Source organism: Staphylococcus sp. HMSC14D10, assembly GCF_001808125.1.
Taxonomy (GTDB): Bacteria; Bacillota; Bacilli; order Staphylococcales; family Staphylococcaceae; genus Staphylococcus; species Staphylococcus haemolyticus.
In genome coordinates this window covers 1-17,076 of record NZ_KV792236.1, presented here as the reverse complement: position 1 = coordinate 17,076, position 17,076 = coordinate 1, and the positions used below count along the sequence as shown (strand labels likewise).

The following is a 17,076-nucleotide window of genomic DNA, read 5'->3' as shown; positions in this document are numbered from 1 at the left end:
TACCTTTTTTCATTGAAAATTAAACATACCATCTTAGTATGAAATAACAAAAGAGTTTTGCACCTAGCAATGATGAACAATTATAAAAGTGATTATTCATTCAATATAAAGCACAAAACTCTTTATTATATTATTTAGATTTAACTTCTTCTTCAAGTGTTACATGTTCTTGAGCCCATTTTTCAATGGGTTTTAAAGCTTCTGCTAAAGCTTTACCTTTATCAGTCAATTCATAAATGATTGAAACTGGACTAGTTGAGACTACTTTCTTTTCAACTAATCCCCATTCACCTAAATCAGTTAATTTAATACTTAATGCACGTGGTGTAATGGTCTTTAAATCCCTTTTCATATCGGAAAAGTGCGCAGTATAATCAGTGCATCGTGATAGATAATTAATGATTAAACCGTTCCAACTTCTACCAACAATTTTAAAGGTTTCTTCAAGATATGGACAGATTTCCATTGTCTTCACCTCTATTCAAAACTTCTTTAGATTGTAGGTACTAAAAATCGCTTATAAATATAAACATTGTATAGGCTTTAATGATATCTATAAACCAAAATCTTATTAGTATCTAATATAATTATTATACCAGAAAAAGCTAATATGTCGAGAGTTGAAACTGTCAATATTAACTTATCAATACCTTTAGACTTCTTCAGTCCAAATATTTGCACCTAATTCTTTCAAATGCTTAACAATGTCAGTATAGCCTCTATAAATATGTCTAACGTTATAAATTGTAGTAACGCCTTCAGCTAAAAGACCTGCAATAATTAAACATGCACCTGCACGCAAATCACTTGCATATACTTTAGCACCATTAAGTGATGATGGTTTAATTGTAGCAGTTCCAGTTTCCATATCGGCTTCAATATTAGCACCCATGTTTTTTAACTCATCGACATGTTTAAAACGTGCAGGATATATTGTTTCTGTTACAAATGAAGGGCCATCTGCCATAAATAATAAAGGCGTGATTGGTTGTTGTAAATCTGTTGCAAACCCAGGGTATACTAAAGTTTTAATATCTACATTTTTATAAGATGATTTGCGTTTGATGATTGCTTTTTCAGCATCACCATCTACTTGGATGTCTACACCAAGTTCTTTTAATTTAACAGTAAGTGCTTCAACATGTTTTGGAACAATATTATTAATAGTAATTTCTTCTCCAACTGCTGCCGCTATACACATGTACGTCCCTGCTTCAATACGATCAGGGATAATTTGGTATTCAGAACCATGTAAGCTATCAACACCATTAATTTTTAACGTACTTGTTCCTGCCCCTTTAATATCTGCGCCAAGACTATTCAAGAAATTAGCAACATCTACAACTTCAGGTTCTTTAGCTGCATTTTCAATGACTGTTTGACCAGTTGCATGAACAGCTGCCAACATAATGTTGATTGTTGCGCCTACACTAACCATATCTAAGAAGATATTAGCACCATGTAGTTCTTTAGCTTCTATTTTAATAGATGTATCATTTGATTCATCTATTTCTGCTCCTAATGCTTTAAAACCTTTAATATGTTGATCAATTGGACGTGGTCCTAATGGACAACCACCAGGTAAACCTATTACACATTTTTTAAAACGCCCTAACATTGCTCCCATCATGTAATAAGATGCTCTAAGAGATTCAACTTTATTGTTAGGCAGTGGTGCATTTTCAATTTCTGAAGTATCTACTTCTAAAGTTTTTCCATTTAAATGGGCTTTAATATTTAAATCTTCCAATAAACTAACTAGCGTTTCTACATCGGAAATTTGTGGTAAGCCATCTAATTTAACTTGGCCTTGAGCTAATAATGTTGCTGGGATAATTGCTACCGCACTATTTTTGGCACCACTTATCGTAACGTCTCCCTTTAGTGTTTGACCACCGCGAATTTTTATTACCTCTTGAGTCATAAGTTTATCTCCTTTGTTTCTCATTTATTTAAAATAATACATTAGTAACATTATAAAATACATATTCTTTATTTGTAAAACATAAATTATTACGAATTATTGATAATTGCAATTTTTAAAATTATCGATTCAAAATTTATAGAACTAATTCGAGAATTATATATACAAATATTATAAATCATTTTTGAAAAACATTTAAATATGAATACTCAAATTATAAAGAAAAAGAGTGAAACGACTTAACGTTTCACTCCTATTTCAAAACATCTTCAATTAAATTATTTATTTAGCACGATTAGATGTACCAAATTCTCTAATTTTACCTTTAACTGTTTCTTTAATCGCTTCACGAGCAGGTCCTAAATATTTACGTGGATCATATACATCTTGATCATTATTTAAAACTTCTCTTACTGCTTTAGCTGAAGCAATTTGGTTTTCAGTATTGACATTAATTTTAGCAGTACCATAAGGGATTGCTTTTTGAATGTCTTTAGTTGGGATACCAGTACCACCATGTAAAACTAATGGTAAACCAGTTGATGCACCAATTTCTTCCATTTCTTTGAATCCTAATTTAGGTTCACCTTTATATGGCCCGTGAACTGAACCTAATGCTGGAGCTAAAGTATCAATGCCAGTTCTTTCAACTAATTCTTGGCATTCTTTAGGATCAGCATAAATAATGCCACCTACAACATCATCTTCTTGTCCACCAACTGTTCCTAATTCAGCTTCTACTGATACACCATGTTGATGAGCATACTCTACAACTTTTGAAGTAATTTCGATATTTTCTTCAAAAGGACTATGAGAAGCATCGATCATTACTGAAGTGAATCCAGCATCAATCGCTTCTTTACATTTTTCAAAGCTTGAACCATGGTCTAAGTGAATAGCTACAGGTACAGTAATATTTAAGTCATGAATTAAACCTTCAACCATTTTAACTACTGTATAGAAACCACTCATATAACGTGCAGCACCTTCTGAAACACCTAAGATAACTGGCGCGTTCTCTTCTTGTGAAGCTTCTAAAATAGCTTGTGTAAATTCTAAGTTATTTAAGTTGTATTGACCAACCGCATAACCATTTTCTTTCGCATCGATTAACATTTCTTTCATTGAAACTAATGGCATGAAAGTTCCTCCTTGTGTGCAACTGCACAATTTTTAAAATCATTATATCAGATATTTTTTTGAATTGCATGTGAATGCATGCTTGATTTAAAATAAACTTTTACTATTAAATACTAAATTATTAATAATTCAATATATGAACGGTTTTATTGCACATAAGTTTGAGTTTATTTACAATACATATGAAACGGAGGAACAACATGTCTAAAATATTACAAACTCAATTAACGGGTATATTTAATCGGTTAGAAGATCAAGCTTTAGATATTCAAATGGCTGCTCAATGTCTAATACAAGCAATCGGTGGCGAAGGTTATGTATACATTAAAGGCTATGGCGATTTGAAATTTTTCGAGCCTTTCGTTATAGAAAGTGAAGAGCACCTTAAATCTAGTAAATTATTATCCACGCTCACAACATTTGATGATATAGATTCAACAGATCGCGTGTTACTCTTTTCACCATTTTACACTGAAGAAGTAGCTAAAGATTTACAAACATTAGTAGATAACAATATAGATGTTGTCTTAATTTGTAATCGACCCAAAGATTCAAAAATACCAGAACACTTTATACATTTCATCAATCTAGCTACCCCTAGACCAATTGTTTATACTGAAGATTATGATAAAGTTGTTCAACCTCATACGATATCTTTTAATTACATATATTATGAAATTTACACTCAAATGATTGAAATGACACGAGATTTAGAGTTGTGATGTCATTCATTATAAAATCAACCCTTACGTCACCATTTCAGTACGTAAGGGTTGATTTATTATATTATTTATTTTGATGTTTATAAGCCGCTTCTACAAACGATTTGAAAATAGGTTGAGGTCTGTTAGGTCTTGATAAGAATTCAGGATGGAATTGACATGCGATATAGAAGTCATTCTCTGGAATTTCTACCATTTCTACTAATCGACCATCTGGACTAGTACCAGAGAACACCATACCATTAGCTTCTAATTGTTCTCTAAATTCATTATTAAATTCATATCTATGGCGGTGTCTTTCTTCAATATTTATTACGTCATAAATTTGATGTGCCAATGTGTTTTCTTTAATTTTACATGGATATAATCCTAAACGTAACGTGCCACCTAAATCTTCAATATCCTTTTGCTCAGGTAATAAATCAATAATTGGATAAGGTGTGCTAGGATCAAGTTCTGCTGAGTGTGCTCCCTCTAAACCTAGTACATTACGTGCAAACTCAACAGTCGCTAATTGCATACCTAAGCAAATACCAAAGTATGGAACATTATTTTCACGAGCGTATTTAATTGCAGCAATTTTACCCTCGCTTGCTCTAAATCCAAATCCACCTGGTACAAGAATGCCATCTACATCTTTTAAATAGTCTTCAACATTATTATCATTAACTTCGCCAGAATCAATCCACTTAACTACAACGTCTTTCTTCAATGGGTAGCCAGCATGTTTCAATGACTCTACAACAGATAAGTATGCATCTTGTAAGCTAACATATTTACCTACTAATCCAATCGTGATTGTACCATCAAGTGAATTAACGGTATCTAGTAAATATTGCCATTCATCTAATTGCGTTTCATATTTAGCATCTAAATCTAATCGCTTGATGACAATGTCATCCATATCCTGTGCACTTAATTGTAATGGAATTTCATATAAAGATGATGCGTCTCTACATTCTATAACGCTCTCTTTATTAATATCACAGAATAAAGCAATTTTATCTTTTAAATCTTGTGTCATTTCATATTCTGTACGCACTACAATTAAATCCGGTTGAATACCTAAACCACGTAGTTCCTTAACACTGTGTTGTGTTGGTTTTGTTTTCATTTCACCAGCAGCTTTAATGTATGGAAGCAATGTACAATGTACATACATTACGTTTTCACGACCTAAATCACTTCTAATCTGTCTAATTGCTTCGATAAATGGAAGTGATTCAATGTCACCAGTTGTACCACCGATTTCAGTAATAACTACATCTGCGTTTGTACTCTCACCAGCAAGTAGTAAACGTTCTTTAATTTCATTAGTAATATGTGGAATAACTTGAACTGTTCCACCTAAGTAATCACCACGACGTTCTTTCTTGAGTACATGTGAATAAACTTTCCCAGCTGTAACATTTGAATATTTATTTAAATTAATATCAATAAAACGCTCATAGTGTCCTAAATCTAAGTCAGTTTCAGCACCATCATCTGTAACAAATACTTCTCCATGTTGATACGGACTCATAGTTCCTGGGTCAACATTTAAATATGGATCAAATTTTTGAATTGTTACTTTTAAGCCTCTATCTTTTAACAATCTACCTAGAGAAGCGGCTGTGATACCTTTTCCTAATGATGATACTACTCCGCCCGTTACAAAAATAAATTTTGTCATTTCCTGACCTCCTAATTTATAAAGGGATGCTTCCTTACCTATTTATTCTTTTTAAATAATCAATTTTGAAAAATAAAAAAATCGCTCCCTCTCACATATCTGTAAGGGGAGCGTATATGATTTATACACGTGTCCTATTTAAAGGAGCCCGAATAAAATTCTATCATTTTTTTAGTAAAAGTCAATTAAAACTAAAATTTAGTTTTAAAATCTTCTTAGTCTTCGAATTCGTCCTCGTCTTCTTCGTCGAGTTCATCATCTTCGTCATCTTCAATTACTAAATCTGATTCACTAATCTCGTCTTCTACTTGTTCATCTTCAGGGTCGTCTAAAGTTTCTTGATCATCCGTTTGGGCAGGAATGTCATCGTCGTCATCCATTTCGTCATCACCCAATAATTTAAGATTTTTATCTTCTTCATCTTCATCATCAAGAATATCGAATTTTTGAATTGTAGGTGCGATTTTTTCTTCAATATCGTCTACAGAATACCAATCACGTAATCCCCATTGATTTTCACCAATGTTTAAGAAACGTCCATCTGTATTTAAGTCTGTATAGAACTGAACTACACGATTTTCAATCTCTTCAAATTCATAACCACCTAAATCTTTGAATTCATCGATGATATCGTATAAATTCATCGTTGCACCTTTATCATTTAATAACGTATAAGCCATATCTATAAATGACTTTTCATCAACCATTTCTTTAGTATAATCTTGGATTTTCATTATAGCTAATCTTCCTTTCGAAGAATTTTTTAATTATGTCGTTAGATTTCATTAATTAATAGTAACAAAAATAAATTATAAATGACAATACACGATTTCGCAATTACGATTATCTCAGTAATTTACATATTTCTCGAAAATAACTAAATCATCTGACTGATCAATTTCTACGAAACCACTATTTACACATAATGATTTTAATTCATTGTTTTCACCAAATAACGTAATCATAATCGTTTTAGCTTGTTTGAAATGCTTTCGTACATATGTAGGAATTTGTCTTAATGCACTTTCAGCGATACCTTCTTTTCGTTGTTCTTTATACACTTCAATAGCTACAATATCAATTCGATTATCCGTTTGTTCAAGTGCTATAAAACCTACCTTTTGGTTATCTTTTAGTAAATCAACAACACTATAAGATGAAATGCTTGATGCTTCATTTTCAGTTAATCGTAGTGAAGACACATGTTTTGAATCTAAGTCCAAATAATATAAGCGTTCTTTACCAATAGGACCTTCTTCTTTAGTAGCAGTGTGCATAAAACCAGCACGTTCATACACATTCCAAGCCCCTTTATTTTCAGCATCGACAACCAGATACAAGTGATTGAAATCAGGGAATAAATCTTGTACATATTGAGGTAAATACATCATCATCGTAGTTCCATAGCCATTTCCTTGAAACTTCTCATTAATTGATAATGATCTTACATATACAACATTCTCAGGTGTATCATACCCTTCATGTTGATAATATTGATGTAATACAAAGAAACCAACAACATCACCATACTCATTAATAGCTATATTAGCCACTCTATTTGAATCTGAAAGAGCATCATCTAGAACTGATTTCGGTAAGGATGAGTATATTTGTTGTCTCTCACTTAATTCAAAGTTAACTACATCCTGCCTATACTTTTCTTCAAATTCTTGAATCGTTATATTTTCAAACTGTTTTTTTATAGTCATAACCACTAACCCCTATGCCTCTTTTAATTAATCAATTTTATTATAATTGTTTTTTTACACTTATCAAAATAAAATCTACTTTAAGTTAGGTACAATTGTTTTAAATTTTTACAATTTAAAAATAATCTATTGAAATTTAGCTAATTTGCTTTACTATAAATATGACATATAAAATCACGAGGTGAACTAGAATGAAAGTCGGTATAGATGCCGGTGGTACGCTAATAAAAATCGTCCAAGAATCTCAACAAGGACGTTCGTATGAAACAAAACTTACTACAAACATTTCAGAAGTAATTGCATGGTTAAACGCAAACACTTTTGAATCAATCAGTCTTACTGGCGGAAATGCAGGCGTTATTGCTGAAAGTTTAAATGTGGATGCAACTATATTTGTTGAATTCGATGCATCATCCAAAGGTTTGGGTATGCTTCTTAGAGAGCAAGGTCATCATATTGACGAATATATATTCGCTAATGTCGGTACAGGCACTTCGTTACATTATTTCGATGGCAAACAACAACGTCGTGTAGGCGGTGTAGGTACTGGTGGAGGTATGATTCAAGGACTGGGATACTTATTATCACAAATTACAGATTATGAAGCACTTACAAATCTAGCTCAATCTGGAGATAGAGATACGATTGATCTTAAAGTTAAGCATATTTACAAAGATACCGAACCACCTATTCCAGGTGAATTAACAGCTGCTAACTTTGGAAACGTCTTACATAATTTAGACGTAGATTTTTCACCTGCTAATAAATTAGCATCAGTGGTTGGAGTTGTTGGTGAAGTAATAACTACTATGGCCATAACCGTTGCTCGTGAAAATAAAACTGAGAATGTTGTATATATCGGGTCTTCTTTCAACAATAATCCACTTTTACGTGAAGTAATTGAAGATTATACGGTATTACGTGGTTTCAAACCATATTACATTGAGAATGGTGCTTTTTCAGGAGCACTTGGCGCAATTTATTTAAATTAAATACTTATTATTGAAAAGAGCCTGGGACATAATTCAATGCCTCAGGCTACAAATATATATTGGCAGTAGTTGACTGAATTAAAAAGCGTACTTGTAACAAGCTTTTTAATTCTAGTAACCTTGCATGGCAGACGGGCCCCAGCAAAGAGAATTTCTTTAAGAAATTCTACAAGCTAAGCTAGCTGGGGATACAACAAATAAATTTTGAAAAATATTAATTCTGTCTGCTCCCTCTACAATTTATCTAATTCTTAACTGCATCGACATATTTAACATCGACTATTTATTAATGTATATATAAAGACAAGATTTCACTAAATGTTACGTGCTTCAAATTAAAAAGTTAATTCATTTGATAATTTTTGTGCAGAAATGACTGTTCCTACCACACCAGGTTTCAAATCAATTGCGACAGCTTGGTCATTATCACGCAACTTATCTAACCAATCACTAAATACACTACCTTCAATTTCAATTAATTCACATTCCTCAAAATCTTCATCACGAACTTTGAGTGCTCTATTTTTCAAGCTCCAAACCGGCATGATTTGAGGTTTGTCTTCACTATCATCACTAATCAATATAAAGTGATTTTCGCCATGTTTTGATAAACCAAATACTTGGTCTTCTTTGGCAACATCTTTTACAAATTCTTTAATACGAATTTTATCCAACTCTGACATTAATTCATCAGTCATTTTAACGACTTTTACAATTTGACCAGTTTCTTGTGATGTTTGATTAATGATAACTTGATCATCCTCATCAAATAAGTCATCCAATTCATATGTAACGAATGTATCAATATCAATTTTTAGCACACGGTCATAATCGATTGACGCATGTTTTAAATAGTCTTCCGCTTGTCCTTCTTGAGTCCAAACGCCAACATAATCTTGGTTATTACTATTTAGTCTGACCAGTTTTTTATTTTTGTTAGCAACATAAAATACTTCATTAATCAGTACATCTTTAAAGTACGCCTCATTCTTATAAGACAATGTATAACCCTCCATTTCTAATTTGCAACTATTAAAATACTAAATGACAATACTTATGTCGTCAAATTTCTATTCTAAAAAAGGACCAAGACTGTATTCTTGATGAATGCCATGTCTTGCTCCCAAATTGACGCATAGAGCTATAACTATATTGAATTATTATCTTTTGATTCATTTAAATGCTAAGAATTGAAATTATGCTTTTTAAAATTATTGCTATATTCCTATCAATGGATATTGATTAGGGTAATTTAATTTTTATCTAATTCAACTAAAAAGGATTTTTCAATTTTCTCTATGGCTTCTTTTGAATCTCCAGTCCATATACAACCAAAACGAGAATTAACTGCATTCTTTCCAAACCAATCACCATCATAATAAGATAATGGATATAATACGCCCTTTTTGACATATTTTAAAATTGTATTAAAGAAATGTTCATTATCACCATTAGAGAAGTAACTATAGAATTTCTGATATGATGAATTTAATTCTTCTTGTAATAATAACATGCTTGTTGAGCCATTTTGTCTAAAGTTTAAATCGATGGCAAAAACATCATCGTTTTTATCTAATAGTAAATCAAATCCAGCTACACCGAAGAAACCCAACTTTACACCATTTTCCATAATTTCTCTTCCTGCATCAATAACTTGTTGAGGAACATCATGAACATTTTCATTTCCAGCATAAAATCCATATTTATCAGTGATTTGATGTGCAGTCCCTAAATAAGTCACACCTATTTCTTCAGAATAAGCATACTGAACACAATAATTCTTTACCGCTTCAATTTTTTGTTCAATAATTAAATTATCCGTAGCATTACTTGCTTCTAAAATACGTTGTGTTGCTTTAGCTAAGTCTTCTTCATCATAGCAAATCATTACACCATATCCACCAGCTGTTGGTAAGTCATCACCTGGTTTAATTACAAAAGGGAAATCCCATTCTTTTATGCGCGCTTTAAAATCATTTATCGATACAATTTCTCGCTCTGGTAAATATTTATGATTCGTCCATTCTGGTATTCGCGCTTTATTGTTCAAAGCTACAAATGTCTCTTTATCTACAGCGTAGCATTTATCTGAAACAACATCTTCACTATGAATATATTGAAAATATATATCTTTACCTTCTTCTTTAACAATTCGATTTAAGAGTGCTTCATATGTTTCACGGTTTTTAAATTGATACGTATTTGTGGGAACTTTTTTTCCAACAAGATTAAATAGTTGGTCTAATTTTTCAGTAATACTTGCTTCATGTACAATCATTGGCATTGAATCTGCAATAAGCATTTCCCTACCAGTTAAGAAATTAGATTGATGCTCCTCTGGCTTTAACCATGGATTTGAAACATAAGATGGTCTCGAGTTATACACTATATTTTCATTATATAAGTCACTTAAAGTTAATTTTAGACCTTTTTCATTTATCGTCATTTTGACTCCCCCTTTATATGAGAGTGCTGTTGAACAATTTCATCAAACAATCCCTTATTTTCAATTAGTTCTAATCCCATTAATGCTATAATTTTCGCACCATGAATTAATGCTTGATCACCATGTACACTTGCTGCAGCCTCTCTAAATCTATGTGTATGACCAACTAAGTTTCTAGATCCTATCTTCACATGAGGATGAATCGTAGGTACTATATGACTGACATTACCCGTATCTGTTGAACCAAAACCAAAATCATCATGACTTACATCTTCACCAACTTCGAGCGCGTACTTTTCAAATAATTTATCTAATTTAGGTGTCTTAATAAATTCGTTCACACCATTTTGTATAGGGCCAAATTCATAATCGCAACCTGTTTGAATTGCGGCACCCCTAGCAATTTGATTAACTTTTTCTGTTAAAATATCTAGTTCTTTTCGAGTTGTTGCACGTGTGTAGAATCGAGCATGTGTAAAATCGGGTATAATATTTGCAGCTTTTCCTCCGTCTAAGATAACACCATGTACGCGTTGACTTTTTTTAATGTGCTGTCTTAACTGTGCTACACCGTTAAAATATGAAATCATTGCATCTAAAGCGTTTAAAGCTTCGTCAGCATTTTCAGAAGCATGTGCACTTTTGCCATAAAATTTTATATCTAATACATCCACCGCTAGTGTATCAATGGTTGGATAAGTTGCATTACCTGGATGAATCATTAATGCTATATCGATAGCATCGATAATATCAGCCTTAACATATGACGCTTTTGCACTACCATTTTCGCCACCTTCTTCTGCAGGACAACCGAGCACGACAACTTTGCCACCGATGCGGTCTATAACTTGTTTCAATGCTGAACCCGCAAGTACACTAGCAGTTCCAATAATATTATGACCACATGCATGACCTAGGCCTGGTAATGCATCATATTCAGCTAAATAGCCAATAACTGGCCCTTCTTGTCCTGAATCATATGTAGCTATAAATCCAGTAGCATGTCCAGCAATATCCGTTTCTATATCGAAATCATTCTCTTTCAATTTATCTATAAGCGTTCTAGACGCAAAAATTTCTTCATTGCCTAATTCAGGGCGTTCATGTATTCTATGACTAATTTCAACATAATCATATTTATTATTCTCTATATAATCTAAAATTCCTTGTTTATTACTCATAAATCATAACTCCCTTATTATTGTAAAAATTTTTAAAAATATTTTGGATATTGTAACCATATCGTTTCTCAATTAATTATTACTTATTTTATCGGATTTAAAGATTGTTGTCATTAAATAACTTTATATTTACGAAATTTTCTCACAATTCACTTTGTTTAACTATAATTTTGAAAATTGTAAATACCCTTAACTATTGATACAATCAAATCGTTAACTTAATAATTAAGCTTATTTAATATAGGAGGATTTATCATGACTAAAATGAACGTTGAAAGTTTTAATCTAGATCACACTAAAGTTGTCGCACCTTTCGTCCGTTTAGCTGGTACAATGGAAGGCTTAAATGGTGATGTTATTAAAAAATATGACATTCGCTTCAAACAACCTAACAAAGAACACATGGAAATGCCTGGGTTACACTCACTAGAGCATTTAATGGCTGAAAACATTAGAAATCATACTGATAAAGTTGTAGATTTAAGTCCAATGGGTTGTCAAACTGGTTTTTATGTTTCATTTATTAATCATGACGACTATGAAGATGTGTTAAATATAATTGAAAAAACACTAAATGATGTTTTAGAAGCTACTGAGGTACCCGCTTGCAATGAAGTACAATGTGGTTGGGCAGCAAGTCATTCACTTGAAGGTGCAAAAGAAATTGCGCAAGCATTTTTAGATAAACGCAATCAATGGTCAGATATTTTTGGTGAAGGTAAATAAATTTCATATTTAAAATAAAAACCACCAATACTTAAGTATATTTAAGTATTGGTGGTTTTACTTTTTTCTTCTATAATTTTTTTACTAGTGCAATTAAAACAAATTGCATTGGTAGTCTTGAATATAATGCCCATTTAGGTACTTGTTTATCACCTAAAGGTAATTCTTTTCGTGCCATATATATATTTGCTGGTAATACAGCTAATAAGAAAAGATTTATACCTGTTTTTAACCAATTAGCAGGACGTTTTAATAACAACATAATGCCAAAGAAAATTTCAAATACACCTGTTACTAAAACAGCTGTTTTACGTAATGGTAAGTATTCTGGAACAATATTTCTAAATGAGCGTTCATTTGTAAAATGTAGAACGCCAGCTGTTCCAAATGCTAAACCTAATAAATAACGAAATACTTTCATTAATGTTCAACTCCCATTTCATTCAAATAACTCTTACCAAATTCAGGTAATTCCACATTGAAATTGTCTGCAATTGTCGCACCGATTGAACTAAACGTACTGTCTCCTGATAATTCATGGTATTTATCAATTTTAGGGCTAAACATAAGTACTGGGATATACTCTCTAGTATGATCAGTACCATCGGCAATAGGGTCATTTCCGTGATCAGCCGTGATAATAACTAAATCATCTTCTTGAAGATTGTCGATTAATTCTGGTAATCGCTCGTCGAAATCTTTAATAGCTTGTGCATAACCTTCTTTGTCTCTACGATGGCCATATAGTGCATCAAAATCAACTAAATTTAAGAAACTAATGCCATTAAAATCTTTTTTTACGACATTAATTAATTGATCCATACCATCCATATTATTTTTTGTTCTTATTGCTTCAGTTACACCTTCACCATCATAAATATCATTAATTTTTCCTATAGCAATAACATCATAGTTATTATCTTTTAATGTATTCATAACAGTTTTGCCAAATGGTTTGAGTGCGTAATCATGTCGATTAGAAGTACGTGTAAAGTTTCCTGGTTCACCTACATACGGACGTGCAATTACGCGACCAATTAAGTATTTAGGATCTTTAGTTAATTCTCGAACCTTTTCACAAATATCATATAATTCTTCAAGAGGAATAATATCTTCATGTGCAGCAATTTGAAGTACTGGGTCAGCGCTAGTATAGACGATTAAGTCCCCAGTTTTCATTTGATGCTCACCTAATTCATCAATAATGGCTGTCCCTGAAGCGGGCTTATTTGCTATAACTTTACGACCTGTCATTTCTTCAATCTCTTGAATTAACTCATCAGGAAATCCGTTTGGATATACTTTAAATGGTTGCATAATATTTAAGCCCATGATTTCCCAATGTCCTGTCATGGTATCTTTACCCACTGAAGCTTCACTAAGTTTAGTATAGAAAGCACCTGGTTGTTCAACTTTATTGACAACAGGTAATTCTTCAATATTACCCAATCCTAATTTTTCCAAATTAGGTAGCGTTTGGTTAAATCCTTCTAATGTATGCTTTAATGTATGAGATCCTTCATCATTGAAAGCTGCAGCATCAGGCGCTTCTCCGATACCTACTGAATCCATAACAATTAAATGTACTCTTTTGAATGGTGTAGTCATATTTAACACTCCCTCCTACTCTGTAATTATTTTATGAATTAATGTTGGTGTTGTTGCTTGTGCTTGAATTTCAATACTTTCATCAAGTTTCTTAATAACGTCGTCAACATTTTCACGATTACTGTGAATGGTTAATAAAGATTCTCCCTCTTTAACAACGTCTCCTACTTTCTTGTTTAATACAATCCCAACACTTAAATCTATTTCATCCTCTTTAGTTTGTCTCCCTGCACCTAACATCATTGAAGCAACACCAATTTCATTAGCAATAAGTTCTGAAACTACGCCACTTGATTGAGCTTTATACTCGATTTGATATGTTGCTGTTGGTAATAGTTCAGGCGCATCAACTACTGAGGCATCGCCACCTTGATTCTCTAAAAATGTTTTAAATTTTTCTAAAGCTGAACCATTTTCAATTGCTTCATTTAATAATTGACGTGCTTCCTCAAGTGTTTTTGCTCTATTAGCTAGAACTACCATTTGAGAACCGAGTGTTAATACAAGTTCAGTTAAATCTTCTGGTCCTTTACCATTTAATGTATCAATAGCTTCTTTTAATTCTAAAGCATTACCAATCGCTCGACCAAGTGGTTGGCTCATGTCAGAAATAATAGCCATTGTATTTCTACCTACATTATTCCCTATACTAACCATAGCATGAGCTAACGCTTCAGCGTCCTCTAATGTTTTCATGAAAGCACCATTACCAGTTTTAACATCTAAGACGATAGCATCAGCACCCGCAGCAATTTTTTTACTCATAATAGATGATGCAATTAAAGGAATTGAGTTAACTGTCCCTGTTACATCTCTCAATGCATAAAGTTTCTTATCAGCTGGAGTTAAATTACCTGACTGTCCAATAACAGCTACTTGATTTTCATTAACAAGTTTAATGAAATCCTCTTCAGAGATTTCAACGTGGAATCCTTTTATTGATTCTAATTTATCAATTGTTCCACCCGTATGTCCTAAGCCACGACCACTCATTTTGGCTACTGGGACACCCACTGCTGCCACTAGAGGCGCTAATACTAATGTAGTTGTATCACCAACGCCTCCTGTTGAGTGCTTATCAACTTTAATACCATTGATTTTTGATAAGTCAATCACATCACCTGAATTAACCATTGCCATAGTTAATGCTGCGCGCTCTTCGTCATTCATATCTTGGAAAAAGATAGCCATAGCTAAACTCGATGCCTGATAATCCGGGATATCCCCATTCGTGTAACCTTTGGTAAAGAATTCAATTTCTTCTTTTGATAATGATTTACCATCGCGTTTTTTTTCAATAATATCTACCATTCTCATAATTCTGAACCCCTCTCAAAATAAGCTGTTGTATCTATGTGCTGTTACGTTAATTGCATTATTAATAATCAGAATCTGACTCTAAGCCTTGAATAATTTGAACACCTGCACTCGCACCTATACGCGTAGCACCTGCATCAATCATTTTATTGAAATCTTCCAAACTGCGAACGCCACCTGATGCTTTAACTTCTAATTCGTCTCCCACTGTATCTTTCATTAATTTCACATCTTCAGGTGTAGCGCCTCCCCCAGCAAAACCAGTTGATGTTTTAACGAAATCAGCACCTGCTGCTTTCGCTAATTCACTTGCTTTAACTTTTTCTTCATCTGATAAAAGCACAGTTTCAATAATCACTTTTACTGTTTTTTCATTTGCTGCTCCAACTACGCCCTCAATGTCTTTTTGAACTTCTTCAAATCTTCCATCTTTAAGTGCGCCGATATTGATAACCATATCAATTTCAGATGCGCCATTTTTAATGGCATCTTCAGTTTCAAAGATTTTAGTAGCAGTTGTAGTAGCACCAAGTGGGAAACCTATAACGGTACAAACCAATACATCAGAATCATTTAATCGTTCTGCTGCATATTTTACATGTGTAGGATTTACACAAATAGATTTAAAGTTATACTCTTTGGCTTCATCAATAATTTGATCGATTTGTTGACGTGTAGATTCCGGTTTCAATAATGTGTGATCAATAAATTTAGCATAATTCATAGTAGTTTCCTCCAATATGTTGTTAAATTTAAATGATATTCCATCTAACTGGAATATTAACTATTTAAATTAATATAGTCCTCTCATTTCTATAGTACAAAAATTCGCAAAAAAGTTAAACAAATGTTATCTTAATCTTAACAATCATGATAAGGAGAAGATATTAATGACAAATGGCACACCTCATATTCAACCTAATGGAACAAAAATCGCAAAGACTGTTTTAATGCCTGGCGATCCATTACGTGCAAAATATATTGCTGATAACTTTTTAGAAAATGTTGAACAATTTAATGAAGTTAGAAATATGTTTGGTTACACAGGTACATATAAAGGAAAAGAAGTTTCTGTAATGGGATCAGGGATGGGAATACCAAGTATTGGTATTTATTCTTATGAGTTATATAATTTCTTTGATGTTGATACTATTATTCGCGTAGGTTCATGTGGCGCATTACAAGAGAATGTAAATTTATATGATGTCATTATTGCTCAAGCAGCATCTACAAATTCTAATTATGTTGATCAATTTAATATACCTGGTCACTTTGCTCCAATAGCTGACTATGATCTCATCACTAAAGCTAAAAATGTAGCAGATGAAATAGGAGCAGTAAGCCATGTAGGTAATGTTTTATCTTCAGATACATTCTACAATGCTGATAAAACATTCAATGATAATTGGCAAAAAATGGGAATATTGGGTATAGAAATGGAATCAGCAGGTTTATACTTGAATGCAATTAATGCTAGTAAAAAAGCGTTAGGTATTTTTACAGTTAGTGACCATATTCTAAAAGACGAAGCAACTACAGCTGAAGAAAGACAAAATTCATTTACTCAAATGATGGAAATTGCATTGGAAATCGCCGAGTAATTTCGGCTCTATAATAAATTGGACTGATGACTAAAAAT

17 protein-coding genes are annotated in these 17,076 nt (G+C 32.6%); 4 read left to right on the top strand and 13 right to left on the bottom strand.

The features are described 5' to 3' along the window. Positions 1 to 130: 130 nt before the first annotated feature. The 3 genes from HMPREF3134_RS01675 to fdaB form a co-directional block, all read right to left on the bottom strand. Positions 131 to 466 (bottom strand): winged helix-turn-helix transcriptional regulator, encoded by a 336-nt coding sequence (locus HMPREF3134_RS01675; RefSeq protein ID WP_011275223.1) that lies wholly within the window; start codon positions 464 to 466, stop codon positions 131 to 133. Positions 467 to 652: 186 nt separating this feature from the next. Further along, on the bottom strand, positions 653 to 1,924 hold the full coding sequence (locus tag HMPREF3134_RS01670) for a UDP-N-acetylglucosamine 1-carboxyvinyltransferase (RefSeq protein ID WP_070440346.1): 1,272 nt from the start codon (positions 1,922 to 1,924) through the stop codon (positions 653 to 655). A 282-nt stretch (positions 1,925 to 2,206) separates the two neighbouring features. After that, positions 2,207 to 3,064, bottom strand: a complete 858-nt coding sequence (gene fdaB / locus HMPREF3134_RS01665) for a class IIb fructose-bisphosphate aldolase FdaB (RefSeq protein WP_011275221.1) — start codon at positions 3,062 to 3,064, stop codon at positions 2,207 to 2,209. Positions 3,065 to 3,264: 200 nt separating this feature from the next. Between fdaB and HMPREF3134_RS01660 the strand changes: the two genes are divergently transcribed. Then, the gene (locus HMPREF3134_RS01660) at positions 3,265 to 3,786 is read left to right on the top strand and encodes a DUF2529 family protein (protein ID WP_070440344.1); all 522 of its coding nucleotides are present in this window, start codon (positions 3,265 to 3,267) and stop codon (positions 3,784 to 3,786) included. A gap of 64 nt (positions 3,787 to 3,850) precedes the next feature. Here HMPREF3134_RS01660 and HMPREF3134_RS01655 read toward each other — a convergent pair whose 3' ends face one another. The 3 genes from HMPREF3134_RS01655 to HMPREF3134_RS01645 all read right to left on the bottom strand — a co-directional run bounded on the left by HMPREF3134_RS01655 (position 3,851) and on the right by HMPREF3134_RS01645 (position 7,167). After that, on the bottom strand, positions 3,851 to 5,458 hold the full coding sequence (locus HMPREF3134_RS01655; RefSeq protein WP_070440342.1) for a CTP synthase: 1,608 nt from the start codon (positions 5,456 to 5,458) through the stop codon (positions 3,851 to 3,853). A gap of 215 nt (positions 5,459 to 5,673) precedes the next feature. Then, complete coding sequence (gene rpoE / locus HMPREF3134_RS01650; RefSeq protein ID WP_053025303.1) at positions 5,674 to 6,192, bottom strand: DNA-directed RNA polymerase subunit delta; 519 nt, start codon at positions 6,190 to 6,192, stop codon at positions 5,674 to 5,676. Between the two features lie 114 nt (positions 6,193 to 6,306). Further along, positions 6,307 to 7,167 carry a GNAT family N-acetyltransferase gene (locus HMPREF3134_RS01645; protein ID WP_037551913.1) on the bottom strand — a complete coding sequence of 287 codons (861 nt, stop codon included), beginning with the start codon at positions 7,165 to 7,167 and terminating at the stop codon, positions 6,307 to 6,309. A gap of 191 nt (positions 7,168 to 7,358) precedes the next feature. Here HMPREF3134_RS01645 and coaW point away from each other — a divergent pair, with 191 nt between their 5' ends. Continuing rightward, entirely contained in the window at positions 7,359 to 8,159 is an 801-nt protein-coding gene (coaW, locus tag HMPREF3134_RS01640; protein ID WP_070440339.1) for a type II pantothenate kinase, read from the top strand. Between the two features lie 335 nt (positions 8,160 to 8,494). Here the strand turns inward: coaW and HMPREF3134_RS01635 are convergent, their stop codons facing one another. The 3 genes from HMPREF3134_RS01635 to HMPREF3134_RS01625 all read right to left on the bottom strand — a co-directional run bounded on the left by HMPREF3134_RS01635 (position 8,495) and on the right by HMPREF3134_RS01625 (position 11,786). Continuing rightward, positions 8,495 to 9,160 (bottom strand): DUF2750 domain-containing protein, encoded by a 666-nt coding sequence (locus HMPREF3134_RS01635; protein ID WP_037551908.1) that lies wholly within the window; start codon positions 9,158 to 9,160, stop codon positions 8,495 to 8,497. A gap of 251 nt (positions 9,161 to 9,411) precedes the next feature. After that, on the bottom strand, positions 9,412 to 10,605 hold the full coding sequence (locus tag HMPREF3134_RS01630) for an L-aspartate--L-methionine ligase LdmS (protein ID WP_070440337.1): 1,194 nt from the start codon (positions 10,603 to 10,605) through the stop codon (positions 9,412 to 9,414). Further along, the gene (locus HMPREF3134_RS01625) at positions 10,602 to 11,786 is read right to left on the bottom strand and encodes a M20 family metallopeptidase (RefSeq protein WP_070440335.1); all 1,185 of its coding nucleotides are present in this window, start codon (positions 11,784 to 11,786) and stop codon (positions 10,602 to 10,604) included. Before HMPREF3134_RS01625 ends, HMPREF3134_RS01630 begins: the two co-directional genes overlap by 4 nt. Positions 11,787 to 12,041: 255 nt before the next feature. On the opposite strand from HMPREF3134_RS01625, the gene HMPREF3134_RS01620 reads away from it, so the two are divergent. Beyond that, positions 12,042 to 12,512 carry an S-ribosylhomocysteine lyase gene (locus HMPREF3134_RS01620; RefSeq protein ID WP_011275212.1) on the top strand — a complete coding sequence of 157 codons (471 nt, stop codon included), beginning with the start codon at positions 12,042 to 12,044 and terminating at the stop codon, positions 12,510 to 12,512. A gap of 70 nt (positions 12,513 to 12,582) precedes the next feature. Here HMPREF3134_RS01620 and HMPREF3134_RS01615 read toward each other — a convergent pair whose 3' ends face one another. From HMPREF3134_RS01615 to deoC, 4 genes are all read right to left on the bottom strand, one after another. Then, complete coding sequence (locus HMPREF3134_RS01615) at positions 12,583 to 12,933, bottom strand: DoxX family protein (protein WP_070440333.1); 351 nt, start codon at positions 12,931 to 12,933, stop codon at positions 12,583 to 12,585. Further along, the gene (deoB, locus tag HMPREF3134_RS01610) at positions 12,933 to 14,120 is read right to left on the bottom strand and encodes a phosphopentomutase (protein WP_070440331.1); all 1,188 of its coding nucleotides are present in this window, start codon (positions 14,118 to 14,120) and stop codon (positions 12,933 to 12,935) included. The genes HMPREF3134_RS01615 and deoB overlap by 1 nt, the downstream gene beginning before the upstream one ends. A 15-nt stretch (positions 14,121 to 14,135) precedes the next feature. After that, on the bottom strand, positions 14,136 to 15,437 hold the full coding sequence (locus HMPREF3134_RS01605; RefSeq protein ID WP_070440329.1) for a pyrimidine-nucleoside phosphorylase: 1,302 nt from the start codon (positions 15,435 to 15,437) through the stop codon (positions 14,136 to 14,138). Between the two features lie 61 nt (positions 15,438 to 15,498). Further along, positions 15,499 to 16,161, bottom strand: coding sequence for a deoxyribose-phosphate aldolase (deoC, locus tag HMPREF3134_RS01600; RefSeq protein ID WP_070440327.1), 663 nt, complete (start codon positions 16,159 to 16,161; stop codon positions 15,499 to 15,501). Between the two features lie 166 nt (positions 16,162 to 16,327). On the opposite strand from deoC, the gene deoD reads away from it, so the two are divergent. Further along, positions 16,328 to 17,038 (top strand): purine-nucleoside phosphorylase, encoded by a 711-nt coding sequence (deoD, locus tag HMPREF3134_RS01595; protein ID WP_037551894.1) that lies wholly within the window; start codon positions 16,328 to 16,330, stop codon positions 17,036 to 17,038. Positions 17,039 to 17,076: the final 38 nt, after the last annotated feature.

Excerpts from the sequence above, each read along its gene's own strand:
- HMPREF3134_RS01675 (WP_011275223.1), bottom strand. The coding sequence starts at position 466 with ATGGAAATCTGTCCATATCTTGAAGAAACCTTTAAAATTGTTGGTAGA.
- HMPREF3134_RS01670 (WP_070440346.1), bottom strand. The coding sequence starts at position 1,924 with ATGACTCAAGAGGTAATAAAAATTCGCGGTGGTCAAACACTAAAGGGA.
- fdaB (WP_011275221.1), bottom strand. The coding sequence starts at position 3,064 with ATGCCATTAGTTTCAATGAAAGAAATGTTAATCGATGCGAAAGAAAAT.
- HMPREF3134_RS01660 (WP_070440344.1), top strand. The coding sequence starts at position 3,265 with ATGTCTAAAATATTACAAACTCAATTAACGGGTATATTTAATCGGTTA.
- HMPREF3134_RS01655 (WP_070440342.1), bottom strand. The coding sequence starts at position 5,458 with ATGACAAAATTTATTTTTGTAACGGGCGGAGTAGTATCATCATTAGGA.
- rpoE (WP_053025303.1), bottom strand. The coding sequence starts at position 6,192 with ATGAAAATCCAAGATTATACTAAAGAAATGGTTGATGAAAAGTCATTT.
- HMPREF3134_RS01645 (WP_037551913.1), bottom strand. The coding sequence starts at position 7,167 with ATGACTATAAAAAAACAGTTTGAAAATATAACGATTCAAGAATTTGAA.
- coaW (WP_070440339.1), top strand. The coding sequence starts at position 7,359 with ATGAAAGTCGGTATAGATGCCGGTGGTACGCTAATAAAAATCGTCCAA.
- HMPREF3134_RS01630 (WP_070440337.1), bottom strand. The coding sequence starts at position 10,605 with ATGACGATAAATGAAAAAGGTCTAAAATTAACTTTAAGTGACTTATAT.
- HMPREF3134_RS01625 (WP_070440335.1), bottom strand. The coding sequence starts at position 11,786 with ATGAGTAATAAACAAGGAATTTTAGATTATATAGAGAATAATAAATAT.
- HMPREF3134_RS01620 (WP_011275212.1), top strand. The coding sequence starts at position 12,042 with ATGACTAAAATGAACGTTGAAAGTTTTAATCTAGATCACACTAAAGTT.
- HMPREF3134_RS01615 (WP_070440333.1), bottom strand. The coding sequence starts at position 12,933 with ATGAAAGTATTTCGTTATTTATTAGGTTTAGCATTTGGAACAGCTGGC.
- deoB (WP_070440331.1), bottom strand. The coding sequence starts at position 14,120 with ATGACTACACCATTCAAAAGAGTACATTTAATTGTTATGGATTCAGTA.
- HMPREF3134_RS01605 (WP_070440329.1), bottom strand. The coding sequence starts at position 15,437 with ATGAGAATGGTAGATATTATTGAAAAAAAACGCGATGGTAAATCATTA.
- deoC (WP_070440327.1), bottom strand. The coding sequence starts at position 16,161 with ATGAATTATGCTAAATTTATTGATCACACATTATTGAAACCGGAATCT.
- deoD (WP_037551894.1), top strand. The coding sequence starts at position 16,328 with ATGACAAATGGCACACCTCATATTCAACCTAATGGAACAAAAATCGCA.